Here is a 16,331-nt window from a genome sequence, read left to right on the forward strand (position 1 = left end):
GTGCGGCAGACTCGGCGCCATGGAGACCGCCGAGTTCCTTCAAGCACTGGAGACGGAAGGCCGGCTGCTGGCCGCAGCCGCCGAGGAGGCCGGGACCGACGCCAAGGTGCCGACCTGTCCCGGGTGGCAGGTGCGCGACCTGCTGCGGCACACGGGCGCCGTACACCGCTGGGCCGCCGCCTTCGTCGCCGAGCGGCACACCGAGCGGCGCCCCCTGGGCGAACCCGCCGACCTCGACGGCGCGGAGCTCGTGGCCTGGTACCGCGCCGGCCACCGGGACCTCGTCGGCACGCTGGCCGCCGCCTCGCCGGACGTGGAGTGCTTCGCCTTCCTGCCCGCACCGTCCCCGCTGGCGTTCTGGGCCAGGCGGCAGGCGCACGAGACGGCGGTGCACCGGGTCGACGCGGAGTCCGCGCGCGGCGGCGTCCCGGCAGCCGTCGCCCCGGAGTTCGCTACCGACGGCATCGACGAACTGCTGTGCGGCTTCCACGCCCGCTCCCGGAGCCGGGTACGCACCCCGCAGCCGCGTGTCCTGCGGATCCGCACTGAGGACACCGGCGCGGTGTGGACGCTCCGGCTGTCGCCGGAGCCGCCGGTGACGACACGGGACGCGTCCGGGGACGCCGAGTGCGAACTGTCCGGTCCCGCCGAGCAGGTGTACCTGGCGCTGTGGAACCGGGCTCCCCTGCCGGCCGCACAGGGTGACCAGGCGCTCGCCACCCTGTGGCGGGAGACGTCGGCGATCTGACCGACCCCCGCCGGACGACCGGCCGACGGCGATCCTGACTGACCGGCGACCGGCGGGCGACCGGCCGACGGCGATCCGGGCCGACGACCGACCGGCGCTCGGCCGAGGGTGATCCGAGCGGGAGCGCCACCGGGCGGTCAGTCGCCGGCGAGCATCCTCGCCAGCACCGCGCGCTGCACGGGAAGCACCTCTTCGTGCAGCGCGCGCCCTGTCGCGGTGAGGCACACCTTCACGCCGCGCCGGTCCTCGGAGCACATGCCGCGCTCCACGAGCCCGTCTTTCTCGAGCCGGGCGATCAGCCGCGACAGCGCGCTCTGGCTCAGATGAACCCGCTCGGAGATCTCCTGCACGCGATAGGACGGCGTGCCCTTCGGCGTCCGGCACCCGGCGAGGACGTCGAGCACCTCGAAGTCACTGGCGCACAGGCCGTGGCCGTGCAGCGCCCGGTCGAGTTCGCACTGTGTCCGCGCGTGCAGCGCCAGGATGTCCCGCCACCGTGCCACGAGGGCCTGCTCGGCCTGCTGAGCCGTCATGCGCCGCACCGTAACAGAGAACCCAGATTGTTGCACCTGAATTAAATGCATTTGCATCTCATGCATGCGCATGTAATGTCTCCGGCATGACCTCTCCGCTCATCTCCCCCACGTCCGGCGGGCGTTGGACGCCACGGCTGTGGGGCACCCTGCTCGTGCTCTGCGCCGCGATGTTCCTGGACGCCCTGGACGTGTCCATGGTCGGCGTCGCCCTGCCGTCCATCGGCGCCGACCTCGGCCTGTCGACCTCGGCACTGCAATGGATCGTCAGCGGTTACATCCTGGGCTACGGCGGCCTGCTGCTCCTCGGCGGACGCGCCGCCGACCTGCTGGGGCGGCGACAGGTCTTCCTCGTGGCACTGGGCGTCTTCGCTCTCGCCTCGCTGCTCGGCGGTCTCGTCGACTCGGGGCCGCTGCTCATCGCCAGCCGCTTCGTCAAGGGCCTGAGCGCGGCCTTCACCGCCCCCGCCGGTCTGTCGATCATCACCACGACGTTCCCGGAGGGCCCCCTGCGCAACCGCGCCCTCGCCATCTACACCACCTGCGGCGCCACCGGCTATTCGATGGGCCTGGTCTTCTCCGGCCTGCTCACGGAGGCCAGTTGGCGTCTCACCATGCTCCTGCCCGCTCCGATCGCGCTGATCGCCCTGGTCGTGGGCCTGAAGCTGCTGCCGCGCAGTGAGCGCGAACGCGGCCAGGGCGGCTACGACATCCCGGGCGCGGTGCTGGGCACCGCCTCGATGCTGCTGCTCGTCTTCACCGTCGTCGAGGCGCCCGAGGCGGGCTGGGCCTCGGCCCGGACCGTCCTGTCCTTCGCCACCGTGGCCGTACTCCTGGTGGCCTTCATCGCCGTCGAGCGGCGCAGCCCCAGTCCTCTGATCCGGCTCGGCGTGCTGCGCTCGGGGCCGCAGGTACGGGCACAGCTGGGTGCGTTGACGTTCGTCGGCAGCTACATCGGCTTCCAGTTCCTGGTCACCCTGTACATGCAGCAGCTGCTCGGCTGGTCCGCGCTGCACACGGCCCTGGCCTTCCTTCCGGCGGGTGCTCTGGTGGCGCTCTCGGCGACGAAGGTCGGATCCGTCATCGACCGGTTCGGCACCGCCCGGCTGATGGTGCTGGGCTTCGCCCTGATGGTCACCGGGTATGTGCTCTTCCTGCGCATCGACCTCGACCCGGCCTACGCGGTGGTGATCCTGCCGACGATGGTGCTGGTCGGCTCCGGCTTCGCACTGACCTTCCCCTCCCTCAACGTCCAGGCCACCAACGGCGTCGACGAGCACGAGCAGGGCATGGTCTCCGGGTTGCTCAACACCTCGGTCCAGGTGGGTGGCGCGATCTTCCTCGCCGTGGTGACGGCGGTGGTGACCGCGAACGCCCCCGGGGGCGCCCACCCCTCCCCGCAGGCCGTCCTCGACAGTTACCGGCCCGGCCTGCTGGTCGTGACGCTCGTCGCCTTCGCCGGGCTGCTGATCACCCTCACAGGTCTGCGCCCCCGCCGGGGCCGGCCGTCCGCCGGGCCGTCCGTCGTCGTCGCCAGGTCCATTCCCGAGGAGGCGGAGCGCGTCGCCGTACGCGATTAGCGCGACCGGGGGGCGCCTCCGACCGTGCGCCCGGCGGGCCGCCTTACCCGCCGGGCGCACCCCTGTTCGACTCGCGTCATGACCCGTCACGGGGGACGGTGCGGTCAGGCCGAACGGGATGCCATCACCGTCGAGATCGGGTACGCGCTGTGCACTGCGGCCTTCGCGGCGGCGGTGGTCTTCGGGGCCGTTGCCGGGCCCGCGCTGCTCTTCGACTCGCTACAGACGCCGGAGCGCCTGCTGGTGCGGGGCCGGGCTGGTGCTCGCGCCGCTGCTCTTCGCGGCCCGGGTCGTCAGCGTGCCGCTCCGGTTCCGCGGGGCGGATCAGCCCGGCCGCACCGGCCCCGAGGCCGGCGGTGACCTGCCGGGTCGCGGCCAGGCCGTCGAGCTCGGGCATGCGGATGTCCATCAGCACGACGGTGAGGCCGAGTGGCCAAGGGGTGCGAAGATCAGTGGATGGTGCGCATGGGTGAGTTCTTCCTTGCGGAAGACGATGAGTCCGCTCTGCGGGTGGGCCCCCGCAGCAGTCACGACTTCCCGGCCGTGCCGTTCGACGGCACGTATCCCGATGACGCGGTCCTGAGGTGGGAAGCTGAGCTGACGGGCGCCGAGAGCAGACTCCGGGACGTGGTGCCCATGGCCAACGACGGATTCACCGTCTTCGCCGTCCCGGAGCCACTGTGCACGGCTCTGGCAGCTGCGGGGCGAGCCCGGCTCGGAGCTGCAGCTCTTGCGTGGGCCGCGGCCGCATCCGAACCGGACGACGAGATCTCGCCGGACAACGCGCTGGACCTCCTTGATCGGGTGTCGGCCCTCGCGCGCAGTCGTGGGGAGAATGACCTCCACCTGTACTGCTGGTACTTCTCGCCCTGATCTCCCCGCGGCGATGCGTCACCGCATCGCCGCATCGCGTCGTGACCGGCCGGACCGGCTCTAGGCGGGCCCGGGCACCAGCCCCACCCCCCTGGCCAGTTGCTCCGCCGCGTGCCGGAAGAACGTCTCGCGGTTCTCCACCACCCGGTTGAACTGGCCGAACAGTTCGAAACCGACCAGCCCGTAGAGCTGGGCCCAGGCCGCGACGAGTGCGGTCACGACCTCCGGGGGGAGGTCCGGGGCGAGGTCGGCGGCCATCCGCTCGGCCTCCGGCCGGAGGTCGGCCGGCAGAGAGGTCCGGGCGAGTCCCGGACCGTGGTGGGCCTCGCGCGTGATGGCGATGAGCCGGAGGCCGACGCGGGCGGCGGCCGGGACGGTGACCTCGGGGGCCGTGTACCCGGGCACGGGCGATCCGTAGATCAGCGCGTACTCGTGCGGATGGTCCAGCGCCCAGCGCCGCACCGCCCGGCAGACGGCGATCCAGCGCTCGAAGGGGCCGGCCGCGGCCTCGTCGGCAGCCTCGGCGCTCTCGCCGAGAGAGTCGTAGGCGTCGATGATGAGTGCGGTGAGCAGGTCGTCACGGCTGGGGAAGTAGCGGTACAGCGCGGAGGAGACCATGCCCAGTTCACGGGCGACGGCCCGCAGGGAGAGCCGGGCGGCACCCTCCGCCGCGAGTTGCCTGCGGGCCTCCTCCTTGATGGCCGCGGTCACTTCGATCCTGGCCCGGGCACGGGCGCCGTGTGCGGTGCTCATACCGGCAGTCTCCCACGCGCCCAGATCACTGCACACGGATGAGAGCGGCGCATCAAATGGAGAGCAGTGCTCTTGCCTTGCCCTGCACGTTGGTGCAGACTGAGAGCAGAGCGAGAGCAGTGCTCACAAAATGGAGCACCGCTTCGCCGTCACCCGAGGGGGCCCGATGTCCACGCACGTCCAGAAGCCCGGCTGGTTCACCGTCAACGTCCTCAACCGCTCCGTGGCCTGGCTGACCCGCCGCGGCATCAGCGTCTGGGGCTCCCGGGTCCTCGCCGTCCGCGGCCGTAAAAGCGGTCAGTGGCGCACCACCCCGGTCAACCTGCTGACCCTGGGCGGCAAGCAGTACCTGGTCGCCCCGCGCGGTCATGTGCAGTGGACGCACAACATGCGCGCCGCGGGCGGCGGTGAACTGCGCCTCGGCAAGCACGTGGACACATTCACCGCGGCCGAGGTGGGCGACGACGACAAGACCCCGATCCTGCGCGCCTACCTCCGGCGTTGGAAGGCGGAGGTCGGGGTCTTCTTCAACGGCGTCGGTCCCGACTCCCCGGACGACCGGCTGCGCCGCATCGCGCCGGACCACCCGGTCTTCGAGATCACGCTGCAAGGCTGAGCACAGCGAAAGGCCGAGCACGGTGAACTTGCCATCACGGTGAACGGTAGATCACAGCGAGCGGCCGATCACTCCGCCGGGTCCGCCTCGCCGCCCGCGGCGGGACGCCGGTCCAGCGCGGTCAGGGCCCGCTGGGCCACCGGGTAGGTGCGGACGATCTCGCCCAGCGACGTCCTGCCCTGCGTGATCTCCTTGAACGCCCTCCACGCCGGCCGGAAGCCCGTCAGCGCCGCGTGGAACAACCCGGGACGGCGCTCGAACACCGTCAGCAGCCGCCTGCCGACGCTCATCTCCACCCCGAGGCCGGCCTTGATCGCGAACGCGTAGTTCAGGGCCTGCCGGCGCGTGTCCACGGCGTCGTGGGCCTCGGCGATCCGCACCGCCCACTCCCCCGCGAGCCGGCCGGAGCGCAGCGCGAAGGAGATGCCCTCTCGGGTCCACGGCTCCAGCAGCCCCGCCGCGTCACCGCACACCAGCACCCGCCCGCGCGAGAGCGGCGAGTCGTCGGCGCGGCAGCGGGTCAAGTGCCCCGACGAGATGCTCGGTTCGAACCCCGCGAGGCCCAGCCGGCCGATGAACTCCTCCAAGTACCGCTTGGTCGCGGCGCCTTCGCCCCGAGCCGAGATGACCCCGACCGTCAGGGTGTCGCCCTTGGGGAACACCCAGCCGTAACTGCCGGGCATGGGGCCCCAGTCGATGAGAACCCGGCCCTGCCAGTCCTCCGCGACGGTGTCCGGCACCGGGATCTCCGCCTCCAGACCGAGATCCACCTGGTCGAGCTTGACCCCGACGTGCGCCCCTATCCGGCTGGCGCTGCCGTCCGCCCCTACGACGGCCCGTGCGAGCACGGCCTCGCCACCCTGCAGGACGACGGCGACCGTGCGCCGGTCCGGCACCGTCGAGCCGTGCTGCTCGACCCGCTGGACGGTGACGCCCGTGCGCAGCTCGGCGCCCGCCTTCTGTGCGTGCTCGACCAGCTGCTGGTCGAACTCGGGCCGGTTGATCAGCCCGAAGAGCATCTGCTTGGAGCGGCGGGTGCGCGTGAAGCGGCCGTTGCTGGAGAACGTCACCGCGTGCACCCGGTCCCTGAGCGGCAGCTCGAAGCCGGGCGGCAGGGCGTCGCGCGAGGGACCGATGATGCCCCCGCCGCACGTCTTGTACCGCGGCAGCTCCGCCTTCTCCAGCAACAGCACACGTCTGCCGGCCACCGCCGCCGCGTACGCGGCCGAAGCGCCCGCGGGTCCCGCGCCCACCACGACGACGTCCCACACCTGCCGCACGTCGTCCGCCGAAGAGTTCTCGCTGCTCACGATGGTCTGTTGCTCCCGATCAAAGCCGCCTGCCGCTGTCTCCCGCATCCTACGGCGGCGGTCGACGCAGGCCGCTGTGGGAGGATCGGCGGCGTGGGTGGCCCTTACACGGGGACGCGCCCGCACCACTCGATCACGCGTACCGAGAGGTACGCATCCTTACAACGTCGCACCCACGAGGAGCGTGCCCATGTCGTCGAATCCGGTCGCCGAGACCGTCGCCTCGCTGATGCCCAGGGCGAAGCAGGAGCTCAGCGAACTGGTGGCCTTCCGGTCGGTGGCGGACTTCGACCAGTTCCCCAGGAGCGAGAGCGAGGGCGCCGCCCGCTGGGTCGCCGACGCGCTCGCCGCCGAGGGCTTCGAGGACGTGGCCCTGCTCGACACCCCCGACGGCACGCAGTCGGTCTACGGCTACCTGCCCGGCCCGGAGGGCGCGAAGACCGTCCTGCTCTACGCCCATTACGACGTGCAGCCGCCGCTGGACGAGGCCGCCTGGACGACCCCGCCCTTCGAGCTGACCGAGCGGGACGGGCGCTGGTACGGGCGCGGAGCCGCCGACTGCAAGGGCGGCGTGATCATGCACCTGCTGGCGCTGCGGGCGCTGAAGGCGAACGGTGGCGTGCCCGTCCATGTGAAGGTGATCGCCGAAGGCTCGGAGGAGATGGGCACCGGCGGTCTGGAGCGGTACGCAGAGGAGCACCCCGGGCTGCTGGAGGCGGACACGATCGTCATCGGCGACGCGGGCAACTTCCGCGTCGGCCTGCCGACCGTCACCTCCACCCTGCGCGGCATGACGATGGTGCGCATCCAGGTCGACACCCTCGCGGGCAATCTGCACTCGGGCCAGTTCGGCGGTGCCGCACCCGACGCGCTGGCCGCGCTGATCCGCGTGCTGGACTCGCTGCGCGCGGAGGACGGCTCGACGACCGTCGAGGGGCTCTCCGCCGACGCGGGCTGGGAAGGACTGCAGTACGACGAGGAGCAGTTCCGGCAGGACGCCAAGGTGCTGGACGGTGTCGGGCTGATCGGGTCCGGGACGGTCGCGGACCGTATCTGGGCGCGCCCCGCCGTCACGGTCCTCGGCATCGACTGCCCTCCCGTGGTCGGCGCCACCCCGTCCGTGCAGGCCGGTGCCCGCGCCCTGATCAGCCTGCGCGTGCCGCCGGGCGTGGACGCGGGCGAGGCGACCAAGCTCCTCCAGGCGCACCTGGAGGCGCACACGCCGTGGGGGGCGCGGTTGAGCACCGAGCAGATCGGCCAGGGCCAGCCCTTCCGAGCGGACACCACGAGCCCGGCGTACCAGGCCATGGCGGCCGCGATGGCGGTGGCCTACCCGGGTCAGGAGATGCAGTACGCGGGGCAGGGCGGCTCCATTCCGCTGTGCAACACGCTGGCCGCGCTGTACCCGCGTGCGGAGATCCTCCTCATCGGGTTGAGCGAGCCCGAGGCGCAGATCCACGCGGTGAACGAGAGCGTGTCCCCCGAGGAACTGGAGCGGCTGTCGGTGGCGGAGGCGCTGTTCCTGCGCAACTACGCGGCGAGCTGACCGCTCCGCCCTCGTCAGAAGGCCCTCGTCCACGGACGGGGGCCCTTCCTACGGTCGTCCCATGGACGTCATCGAGCTGCTCCCCCGTCTGCACCTGCTGCGCTTCCCGGTCGGCCGGGCCTACCTGTGGCGCGACGGCGGCGAACTGACCCTGGTCGACGCCGGGCCGGCCGGCTCCGGCGCCCCGATCGCCGAGGCGGTGACGGCCCTGGGCATGCATCCCCGGGACGTGCGGCGGATCGTGCTCACCCACTTCCACGAGGACCACGCGGGCGGGGCCCCCGAGTGCGCCGCGCTGAGCGGCGCCGAGGTGCTCGTCCACCGGCTGGACGCACCCTTCGTGTGGGGCGATGCCCGGGCCCGCAGCCGGTGTTCGAGGTGTGGGAGCAGCCGCTGCACGAGCAGGCGGTGAGGTTTCTGCCCGAGGGTGACGTCATCCGGCCGCGGGAGGTCACCGAGGTGTCGCACGGCGACCCGCGGGACCTGGGCGGCGGGGTGCGGGTCGTGCACGTGCCGGGGCACACGCACGGCAGCATCGCGCTCCATCTCCCGCGGCACGGGGTGCTGTTCACGGGTGACACGGTCGCGGCCTCGCCCGTCGACGGCGCCGTGATGCCCGGCGTGTTCGACCACCTCGATCGCGCGCAGGTCCTCGCGGCGGCCCGCGCCTGGCCGAACGGGAGCCGGACGTGGCCTGCTTCGGTCATGGCGAGCCGGTGACCGCCCGGGCGGTCCGGGCACTGCGCGACGCGGCACACGGGCGGCCCGCCCGAGGACGCGGTTCCTCCCGGCCCGCCCCACCGAACGCATCGACCGACACTGTCGGTTTCCCGCGGCCTGATGCGGACGACAGGCCCTAGCCGAGAGCCGGGTCCAGGACGATGTCCTCCTCGCGCGCGGTGACGGACGGTTCCTCGGGGAAGTGGCAGGCGGTCAGATGTCCCGAGGGGCTGCCCTCGACGCGCACCAGCGTCGGCTCCTCGAGGGCGCACTTGTCCTGCGCCTTCCAGCAGCGGGTGCGGAAGCGGCAGCCGGAGGGCGGGTCGATCGGGGAGGGCACGTCTCCGGCCAGCCGGATGCGTTCCCGCCGTCCGACGGCATCCGGGTCGGCCTCGGGTACGGCGGAGAGCAGGGCGTGTGTGTAGGGGTGCCGTGGCCTCGTGTAGAGCGACTCCCGGTCGGCGACCTCGACGATCTTCCCGAGGTACATGACGGCGACCCGCTCGGAGAAGTGCCGTACGACGGCCAGGTCGTGGGCGATGAAGACGAAGGCGATGCCGAACTCCCGCTGGAGGTCCTGGAGCAGGTTGACGACCTGCGCCTGGATGGAGACGTCCAGCGCGGAGACGGGCTCGTCGGCCACGATCAGCTTGGGCCGCAGGGCGAGTGCGCGGGCGATGCCGATGCGCTGGCGCTGACCGCCGGAGAACTCGTTCGGGTAGCGGTTGTAGTGCTCGGGGTTGAGCCCGACCGTCTCCAGGAGTTCCTGGGCGCGCTTCTTGTGGCCCTGGGGCGGGTTGATGCCGTTGAGCCGCATCGGCGTCTCGATGATGGTGCCGACGGTGTGCCGGGGGTTCAGCGACGAGTAGGGGTCCTGGAAGATCATCTGGAGGTTGCGGCGAGCCTCCTTCATCCGCGCGGCGGGCTGGTGCGTGATGTCCTCGCCTTCGAACACGACGGAGCCGCCGGTGGGTTCGAGCAGCCGGGTGATCAGGCGGCCGGTCGTCGACTTGCCGCAGCCCGACTCGCCGACCAGGCCCAGCGACTCGCCGGGGCCGACCGAGAAGTCGACGCCGTCGACGGCGCGGACGGCTCCGATCTGCCGCTGGAAGATGATGCCCTGCCGGATCGGGAAGTGCTTCTGCAGACCGCGCACCTCCAGCAGAGGCTCGCCGGGGTTCTCGCCGGCGGGGCGGTCGGTGCTCTGCCCGGTGCGGGGCTCGGTGGTGCTCACAGCATGGTCCCTTTCGTCCGCCGGCGTCATTGCGCGGCCCGTGCGGCTGCGGCGCCGCGGTCGTCCGAACCTGCCCCGCCGCGGTCGTCCGGACCGGCCCCGCCGCGGATCTCCTGCTTGGCGTCATCGCTGAGATGGCAGGCGGCGAGGTGCCGTTCGCTGCCGGGGACGAGGCGCAGTTCGGGCCGTTCCGCCGTGCAACGGCCCTCCGTAGCCCAGCCCTTGTAGGCGCAGCGGGGGTGGAAGGAACAGCCGTCCGGCAGGTTGATCAGGCTCGGCGGGGTGCCGGGAATCGGGTTGAGCCGCTCGCCCACGTCGCCGCCGAGGTGTGGCATCGACTGCAACAGGCCCCATGTGTAGGGGTGCTGGGGCTGTTTGAGCACCTCACGGGTGGTGCCGTACTCGATGCGGCGCCCGCCGTACATCACCAGGATGTCGTCGGCGATGTCGGAGACCACGCCGAGGTCGTGCGTGATGATGACGACGGCGGAGCCGAACTCCTCCTGCAGGTCGCGGATCAGGTCCAGGATCTGCGCCTGGACGGTGACGTCCAGGGCGGTGGTGGGCTCGTCGGCGATGAGGAGGGCCGGGTCGCACACCAGCGACATGGCGATCATGGCGCGCTGGCGCATACCGCCGGAGAACTGGTGCGGGTAGTCCCTCACCCGGCGCTCGGGCTGCGGGATGCCGACCCGCTTCAGCATCTCGACCGCGCGGTCCTTCGCCTCCTTCTTGGAGACCTTGTGGTGCACCCGGTAGGCCTCGGCGATCTGGGAGCCGACGGTGAAGAAGGGGTGCAGCGCGGACAGCGGGTCCTGGAAGATCATGGAGACGGTACGGCCGCGCAGGGCGCGCATCCCGGCCTCGGGCAGGGCGACGAGTTCCCTGCCCTCCAGCCAGATCTCGCCGGACACCTGGGCGCGGGTGCCCTTGTGGAGTCCGAGCAGGGCCAGCGAGGTCACCGACTTGCCGGAGCCGGACTCGCCGACGATGCCGAGGGTCCTGCCCTTCTCCAGGGTGAAGGAGACGCCGTCGACGGACTTGACGAGGCCGTCCTCGGTCGGGAAGTGCACCCTCAGGTCGCGTACGTCGAGGAAGGGTGCGGGCGCGGGGGCGACGTCCGCGGGCTGCGGTGAGGTCGATACGGACACGGGTGTTCCTAAGGACGAAGAAGGGCTCAGGCGAGGCGCACGCGCGGGTCGACGAGGCCGTACACCAGGTCGACGACGACGTTGGCGAGGACGACGAACGTCGCGGCGAAGAGCGTGGTGCCGAGGATGACCGGCAGGTCCGAGTTCTGAACGGAGTCGACGGCGAGTTTGCCGATGCCGTTGATGCCGAACACCGACTCGGTGATGACCGCGGAGCCGCCGATCAGGGAGCCGACGTCCATGCCGAAGATGGTGATGATCGGTGTGATCGCGGCCCGAAGTCCGTGCTTGAGGACGACGGTGGCGGCCGGCAGGCCCTTGGCGCGGGCGGTGCGCATGTAGTCCTCGGCGAAGACCTCCAGCATGGAGGAGCGGGTGAGCCGGGTGTACATCGCGAGGTAGACGATGACGAGGGTGGCCCAGGGCAGGATCAGCCCCTGGAACCAGCCGGCCGGGTCCTCGGTGAACGGCGTGTAGCCGGAGGTCGGCAGGATCTGGAACTTGTCCACGAAGAGGTACAGCAGCAGCAGACCGATGAAGTAGATCTGCACCGACACACCGAACAGGGCGAGTCCCACCGCCGCCTTGTCGGCGGCCCGGCCCCTGCGCACCGCCGCCACGGTGCCGAGGCCGACGCCCAGGATCAGGAACGCCACGGCGGCGCCGAGCCCGAGGGAGAGGTCCGCCGGGAAGTCCTGGAGCAGCGTGGTCAGGACGGGGGTGTCGGTCTGGAAGGAGATGCCGAGGCAGGGCGCGGAGCAGTGGATGCGGACGCTCTGGTCGCCGTAGTCGCGGCCCACGACCAGTCCCTTGACGAACTCCCAGTACTGCGTCAGGTAGCTCTGGTCCAGGCCCAGCGAGTGCTTGATCTCCGCGAGGCGGGAGGGCGAGCAGGTCTTTCCGCAGGCCAGGAGCGCGGGGTTGGACGGCAGCGCGAAGAAGATGAAGAAGGTGATGGTGGTGATCACCAGCATGATCACGGCCGCTGCCAGCAGGCGTCTGATGAGGTAACGAAACATGGGGTGCCGGGACCTGACGTGAGTGGGGTGCCCGCCGGCGGCCGAGGCCGCCGGCGGGATGCGGTGGAGACGGTTCCGTCAGTGCTTGATGTAGACGTGGACCAGGCTCGGCTCGGCGAGGATCGTGTCGGAGATGACTCCGCCGACCTTGGAGCCGGACATGTCGCTGAAGTTCATGTACATCAGTGGAACCACGGCGGCGTCCTTGAGGATCTGCTGGTCCATCTGCCCGTAGGCGGCGTTCCGCTGCTTGACGTCCGTCATGGCGGCGGCCTTGTCGATGAGCGCGTTGACCTTCGGGTCGTTCAGGTAGGACAGGTCCTGGTTGGCCTGCGGGTTCTTCTTGATGAGCCGGCCGTCGAAGAGGGTGGGCAGGACCGTGGAGGCGTTGGGCCAGTCGGCGATCCAGTCGCCCCAGGTCAGGTCGTACTGGTTCTTCGTGTTGTTGACGGTGCTGAAGTAGTTCGCCGCGTCGATCGGGGTGATGTTGACGTGGATGCCGATGTGCTCCAGCGAGGTCTTCACGGCGTCGGCGAAGTGCTCCTGGGTGGGCGTGTTCTCCACGGCGATCGACATGGTCGGCTTCGGGTTGCCTGCCTCCTTCATCAGCTGCTTCGCCTTGGCGAGGTTCCCCGCCGGGTTGGCGCCGTACAGGTTGAACTTCTTGTAGCCGCCGATGCCGGGGCTCAGCATGGTGGTGGCGTAGTCGCCGTAGGCGGAGCCGCCGAAGGCACCGCGGACGGTCGTCTTGTCGAGGGCGTACTCGATCGCCTGGCGGACTTTCAGGTCCTTCACACGCGTGGTGTTGATGGCCAGGTAGTTGATGCCCGGCGCGGGGATCTTGTAGTAACGGCTCTTCAGTGAGGGGTCGTTGGCCAGCTGCGCCAGGTCGGAGCCAGCGATCGGCCACTGCTGGATCGACGTCTGCGCGGTGCCGGCGTCGGCCTTGATCTGCTGGTCGATGGCGGCCTCGTCCTGACCGAACTTGACGTCCATCTCGTCGACGTTCTGCTGCCGGATGGGGTCGGTCGACTGGGACCAGTACTTGTTCCGGGTGAGGACGAGCTCCTTGTTCTTCGCGTACGACTTGATCATGTACGGGCCGTCGGACCAGACCTTGGTGTCGTACGTCGAGCCCGTGTCATGGGCCTTGGGCACGGCGGACCAGCCGGGCATCGCGGTGGTCTCGTTGAAGTCGGCCACCGGCTGGTTCAGGTGGAAGACGATCGTGTACTTGTCCGGCGTCCGGATGGAGGCGAGCTCCTTGCCCTGGTAGGGGCCCTTGTAGTCGGAGCCGCCGACGAGCCACTGGGACGCATAGGGCGGGCCACCGTTGATGTCGGAGGAGAAGAACCGTTCCACGCCGTACTTCACGTCGGGCGCGGTGACCTCCGTGCCGTCCTGGTACTTGACTCCGTGCCGCAGGTGGAAGGTCCAGACCGTGGCGCCCTTGGACGGCGTTCCGGTGTCGGTGGCGAGGTCGCCGACCAGCTTCGGGGCCGAGCCCGTCTCGTCCCAGCCGGTAAGGGTGCGGACGATCTCCTCGTCCATGCTCGAACCCTCGGTCGTGTAGACGCGTTGCGGGTCGAGGTGGTCGAAGTCCGCCTTGTTGAGGACGGTCAGCGTGCCGCCCTTTCCGGGGGTGCCGCTTCCGCCGGTGCTGGAGGAACCCCCGCATGCGGTGGCCCCCAGGGCGACGACCACGGCGGTTGCCGTGAGAGCGACCGTGCGCGATCTGCGCGTTCTGCGCGTCATTGAGGAGTACTCCGTTCTTGCTACGGGCTCGGCGGCCGTTCGTGGGACCACCGGGCCGACACTCGTCAGGGGGTGGCTTGTCAGCCGCGTCGGGCGCGGGGATCCAGGGCGTCCCGGACGCCGTCACCGAGCAGGTTGAGCGCCAGGACCAGGAGGAAGAGCAGGACACCGGGCACGAAGAGGTACATCGGGTCCTGCAGGAAGAACTGGGAGGCGTCCGAGAGCAGCGCTCCCCAGTCGGGGTTGGGCGGGATGACGCCCACGCCCAGGTACGAAAGGGCCGCCTCGGTGGTGATGTTCTGCGGGACGGCGAGCGCGAAGGAGATCAGGATCGGGGCCCACAGGTTGGGCAGCAGCTGCCGGAAGAGGATGTGCCGGCGGCCGGCACTCATCAGCCGGGCGGCGTCGACGAACTCCCGCTCGCGCAGGGACAGTACCTGCCCGCGCACCAGACGGGCGGTGTACGCCCAGGCGAAGACCGCGATGTTGAGGACCAGGACGAGCAGCCGGAGGTTCTCGTCGGTGCCGCCGTGGCTGTTGGTCTGCAGGGCGTTCTGGATCACCGGGGTGAGCGCGATGATGAACAGCAGCTGGGGGAACGCCAGCATCACGTCCATGATCCGCGACAGCAGGGAGTCGACCCAGCCGCCGAAGTATCCGGCGGCGAGCCCGGCCACCACGCCGACCGCGGTGGACAGCAGGGCCGAGGCGAATCCCACCCAGAGCGAGGTGCGCAGGCCGTAGACGATGCGGGCGAACAGGTCGTATCCCGTGCCCGGTTCGACGCCGAGCAGGTGCTTGGCGCTGATGCCGCCCAGCGATCCGTAGGGGAAATTGCCCGTGTCCGGATTGATCGCCTTGTTGTCGGGGGTGATCGGCCCCCAGCCGGTCAGTGCGGTGAGCACCGGGGCGAGGAGCGCGATCGCGATGAACAGGAGGGTGGCCGCCAGGGCGACCGTGGTGACCTTGTCCCGCCTGATCCGTCGCCAGGCCATCCGGCCCGGTGAGCGGCCGGCGACTGCCGTGCCGTCGGGTCTGGAGCCTTGGGCCGACGGTTCGGTCAGCAGCGCGGTGCCGCCGCCGGTGTCGACCGGCTGGTGTTGCGTGGTCATCGTACGGACATCCCGGATCTGCCCCTGGGGCAAGGAAATTGGGTGGCGGTCGTTGCTTCCGCCGTGAGACTCTGCGGACTTTCGCAACCGTGTGCGAGTCCGGTCAAGCCGCCCAGGGGCGAGAAAAGGGATTGTTTGCTGAGATGGAAAAGTGTTGACGAGTGCGGGGAATGTGATTACCCGCGGCGTGAAGGTTCGCGGGAGATTCCTTGGGCAGCGATTGGCCGTGGCCCGCCGCTGTTTCCTTTTGCTTTTCCCTCGGAATCCCCCGTGCCGGGTAAAGGGGGCGGGCGACGGATCCGGCGTCAGCCGACCGGCACCCCGGCCTCCAGATAGATCGCCGCTCCCCGTTCGCGGGCGCGCAGGGCCCAGCGCAGCCGCTCGTAGCGCACGGGGGGCAGCAGATCGGCGGCCTCCGCCTCGGTGACGAAACGCCAGGCGCGCAGCTCCGGGCCGGGAAGCAGCAGCCGGCCGGCCTCCGCGGAGTGCAGCACGCCGCCGTCGAAGAGGAGACGCAGACCGCCGAACGCGGGGGGCGCGGGACGCTCCCAGTCGACGACGAGCAGACTCGGCACCTCGTCGAGGTGGACGCCGGTCTCCTCGGCGACCTCCCGCACTCCGGCGCGCGCGGGTGCCTCACCGGGTTCGACGACACCGCCGGGGAACTCCCAGCCGGCCTTGTACGTGGGGTCGACGAGCAGCACGCGGTCCTGCTCGTCGAAGAGGAGCACTCCGGCGGCGACCGTCTCGGCGGTGGGCTCGGGCGTCTGCACGATGTCGCACACGGGCACCGACCCGTCGGTGACGGCAGCGGCGATCCGCACGGCCGTCTCGTACGGCGAGAGGTCGCTGGTGTCGACCGGGTGGGCGTCGGCGGTGAGCCAGGAGGCGAGGGCGGTCCGGTACGGCTCGATGTGGTCGAAGGACCACTGGCGTATTCGTGTGTCGCCGTCGGGAAGGTCCCGCGGCACCTCACGACCCGCTATACGTTTCCGCAGTATCGTTTCGGCCGGGGCGAGCAGAATGTGGCTGACCGGAATCCTGCGCGCGGCGAGCCCCCCGAAGATCTCGTCGCGGTACTCCTGGCGCAGCAGGGTCATGGGCACGACGAGGGTCCCGCCGAGCTCGGCGAGCATCGCGGCCGCCGTGTCGATCACGAGCCGCCGCCAGATCGGCAGGTCCTGGAAGTCGCCGACCTCGGCGAGGTGTTTGGGCGGCAGCAGATGGGCTAGCGCGCCGCCGATGACCTCCGGGTCGAAGAGCGTGCTGTTCGGGATCAGTTCGATCAGTTCCCGTGCGGTGGTGGTCTTCCCCGCACCGAACGCGCCGTTGATCCAGACGACGGTCACAGGTCCCCCTCTTCTGTTGGCCCCCTGAGGCT

14 protein-coding genes and 2 pseudogenes are annotated in these 16,331 nt (G+C 70.6%); 7 read left to right on the top strand and 9 right to left on the bottom strand.

Annotated features, from left to right (window positions below; translation table 11 throughout):
* Nucleotides 1-19 precede the first annotated feature (19 nt).
* Entirely contained in the window at nucleotides 20-748 is a 729-nt protein-coding gene (locus AB0F04_RS27150; protein WP_362045606.1) for a maleylpyruvate isomerase family mycothiol-dependent enzyme, read from the top strand.
* Nucleotides 749-885: 137 nt separating this feature from the next.
* On the opposite strand, the gene AB0F04_RS27155 is transcribed toward AB0F04_RS27150, so the two are convergent.
* The gene (locus AB0F04_RS27155) at nucleotides 886-1,281 is read right to left on the bottom strand and encodes a MarR family transcriptional regulator (RefSeq protein ID WP_362045608.1); all 396 of its coding nucleotides are present in this window, start codon (nucleotides 1,279-1,281) and stop codon (nucleotides 886-888) included.
* Nucleotides 1,282-1,367: 86 nt separating this feature from the next.
* Here AB0F04_RS27155 and AB0F04_RS27160 point away from each other — a divergent pair, with 86 nt between their 5' ends.
* The 3 genes and pseudogenes from AB0F04_RS27160 to AB0F04_RS27170 all read left to right on the top strand — a co-directional run bounded on the left by AB0F04_RS27160 (nucleotide 1,368) and on the right by AB0F04_RS27170 (nucleotide 3,734).
* Complete coding sequence (locus AB0F04_RS27160) at nucleotides 1,368-2,861, top strand: MFS transporter (protein ID WP_362045611.1); 1,494 nt, start codon at nucleotides 1,368-1,370, stop codon at nucleotides 2,859-2,861.
* 78 nt (nucleotides 2,862-2,939) lie between these two features.
* Nucleotides 2,940-3,213, top strand: a pseudogene (locus AB0F04_RS27165) (DUF6332 family protein); the annotation flags it as partial.
* A 113-nt stretch (nucleotides 3,214-3,326) separates the two neighbouring features.
* On the top strand, nucleotides 3,327-3,734 hold the full coding sequence (locus tag AB0F04_RS27170) for a hypothetical protein (RefSeq protein ID WP_362046275.1): 408 nt from the start codon (nucleotides 3,327-3,329) through the stop codon (nucleotides 3,732-3,734).
* A gap of 60 nt (nucleotides 3,735-3,794) precedes the next feature.
* Here the strand turns inward: AB0F04_RS27170 and AB0F04_RS27175 are convergent, their stop codons facing one another.
* On the bottom strand, nucleotides 3,795-4,487 hold the full coding sequence (locus AB0F04_RS27175) for a TetR/AcrR family transcriptional regulator (RefSeq protein ID WP_362045614.1): 693 nt from the start codon (nucleotides 4,485-4,487) through the stop codon (nucleotides 3,795-3,797).
* 166 nt (nucleotides 4,488-4,653) lie between these two features.
* On the opposite strand from AB0F04_RS27175, the gene AB0F04_RS27180 reads away from it, so the two are divergent.
* Entirely contained in the window at nucleotides 4,654-5,103 is a 450-nt protein-coding gene (locus AB0F04_RS27180; protein WP_362045617.1) for a nitroreductase family deazaflavin-dependent oxidoreductase, read from the top strand.
* A 68-nt stretch (nucleotides 5,104-5,171) separates the two neighbouring features.
* On the opposite strand, the gene AB0F04_RS27185 is transcribed toward AB0F04_RS27180, so the two are convergent.
* Complete coding sequence (locus AB0F04_RS27185; RefSeq protein ID WP_362045620.1) at nucleotides 5,172-6,413, bottom strand: geranylgeranyl reductase family protein; 1,242 nt, start codon at nucleotides 6,411-6,413, stop codon at nucleotides 5,172-5,174.
* A gap of 190 nt (nucleotides 6,414-6,603) precedes the next feature.
* Here AB0F04_RS27185 and AB0F04_RS27190 point away from each other — a divergent pair, with 190 nt between their 5' ends.
* Nucleotides 6,604-7,959 (top strand): dipeptidase, encoded by a 1,356-nt coding sequence (locus AB0F04_RS27190; RefSeq protein WP_362045622.1) that lies wholly within the window; start codon nucleotides 6,604-6,606, stop codon nucleotides 7,957-7,959.
* Between the two features lie 61 nt (nucleotides 7,960-8,020).
* Nucleotides 8,021-8,714, top strand: a pseudogene (locus AB0F04_RS27195) (MBL fold metallo-hydrolase); the annotation flags it as partial.
* Nucleotides 8,715-8,815: 101 nt separating this feature from the next.
* Here AB0F04_RS27195 and AB0F04_RS27200 read toward each other — a convergent pair.
* The 6 genes from AB0F04_RS27200 to AB0F04_RS27225 form a co-directional block, all read right to left on the bottom strand.
* Nucleotides 8,816-9,943: a dipeptide ABC transporter ATP-binding protein gene (locus AB0F04_RS27200; RefSeq protein ID WP_362045625.1), complete on the bottom strand. Its 1,128-nt coding sequence runs from the start codon at nucleotides 9,941-9,943 to the stop codon at nucleotides 8,816-8,818.
* The gene (locus AB0F04_RS27205) at nucleotides 9,940-11,064 is read right to left on the bottom strand and encodes an ABC transporter ATP-binding protein (RefSeq protein ID WP_362045627.1); all 1,125 of its coding nucleotides are present in this window, start codon (nucleotides 11,062-11,064) and stop codon (nucleotides 9,940-9,942) included. Before AB0F04_RS27205 ends, AB0F04_RS27200 begins: the two co-directional genes overlap by 4 nt.
* A gap of 26 nt (nucleotides 11,065-11,090) precedes the next feature.
* The gene (locus AB0F04_RS27210) at nucleotides 11,091-12,083 is read right to left on the bottom strand and encodes an ABC transporter permease (RefSeq protein ID WP_362045630.1); all 993 of its coding nucleotides are present in this window, start codon (nucleotides 12,081-12,083) and stop codon (nucleotides 11,091-11,093) included.
* Between the two features lie 78 nt (nucleotides 12,084-12,161).
* Nucleotides 12,162-13,838, bottom strand: coding sequence for an ABC transporter substrate-binding protein (locus AB0F04_RS27215; protein WP_362045633.1), 1,677 nt, complete (start codon nucleotides 13,836-13,838; stop codon nucleotides 12,162-12,164).
* Between the two features lie 80 nt (nucleotides 13,839-13,918).
* Complete coding sequence (locus tag AB0F04_RS27220) at nucleotides 13,919-14,950, bottom strand: ABC transporter permease (RefSeq protein WP_362045635.1); 1,032 nt, start codon at nucleotides 14,948-14,950, stop codon at nucleotides 13,919-13,921.
* 305 nt (nucleotides 14,951-15,255) lie between these two features.
* Entirely contained in the window at nucleotides 15,256-16,299 is a 1,044-nt protein-coding gene (locus tag AB0F04_RS27225; RefSeq protein ID WP_362045638.1) for an NUDIX domain-containing protein, read from the bottom strand.
* Nucleotides 16,300-16,331: the final 32 nt, after the last annotated feature.

This window comes from Streptomyces sp. NPDC029041 (genome assembly GCF_040637515.1).
GTDB lineage: Bacteria > Actinomycetota > Actinomycetes > Streptomycetales > Streptomycetaceae > Streptomyces.

Coding starts and splice junctions, on each gene's coding strand:
- AB0F04_RS27150 (WP_362045606.1), top strand. CDS start 20: ATGGAGACCGCCGAGTTCCTTCAAGCACTGGAGACGGAAGGCCGGCTG.
- AB0F04_RS27200 (WP_362045625.1), bottom strand. CDS start 9,943: ATGACGCCGGCGGACGAAAGGGACCATGCTGTGAGCACCACCGAGCCC.
- AB0F04_RS27215 (WP_362045633.1), bottom strand. CDS start 13,838: ATGACGCGCAGAACGCGCAGATCGCGCACGGTCGCTCTCACGGCAACC.
- AB0F04_RS27220 (WP_362045635.1), bottom strand. CDS start 14,950: ATGACCACGCAACACCAGCCGGTCGACACCGGCGGCGGCACCGCGCTG.
- AB0F04_RS27160 (WP_362045611.1), top strand. CDS start 1,368: ATGACCTCTCCGCTCATCTCCCCCACGTCCGGCGGGCGTTGGACGCCA.
- AB0F04_RS27155 (WP_362045608.1), bottom strand. CDS start 1,281: ATGACGGCTCAGCAGGCCGAGCAGGCCCTCGTGGCACGGTGGCGGGAC.
- AB0F04_RS27170 (WP_362046275.1), top strand. CDS start 3,327: ATGGGTGAGTTCTTCCTTGCGGAAGACGATGAGTCCGCTCTGCGGGTG.
- AB0F04_RS27180 (WP_362045617.1), top strand. CDS start 4,654: ATGTCCACGCACGTCCAGAAGCCCGGCTGGTTCACCGTCAACGTCCTC.
- AB0F04_RS27210 (WP_362045630.1), bottom strand. CDS start 12,083: ATGTTTCGTTACCTCATCAGACGCCTGCTGGCAGCGGCCGTGATCATG.
- AB0F04_RS27175 (WP_362045614.1), bottom strand. CDS start 4,487: ATGAGCACCGCACACGGCGCCCGTGCCCGGGCCAGGATCGAAGTGACC.
- AB0F04_RS27190 (WP_362045622.1), top strand. CDS start 6,604: ATGTCGTCGAATCCGGTCGCCGAGACCGTCGCCTCGCTGATGCCCAGG.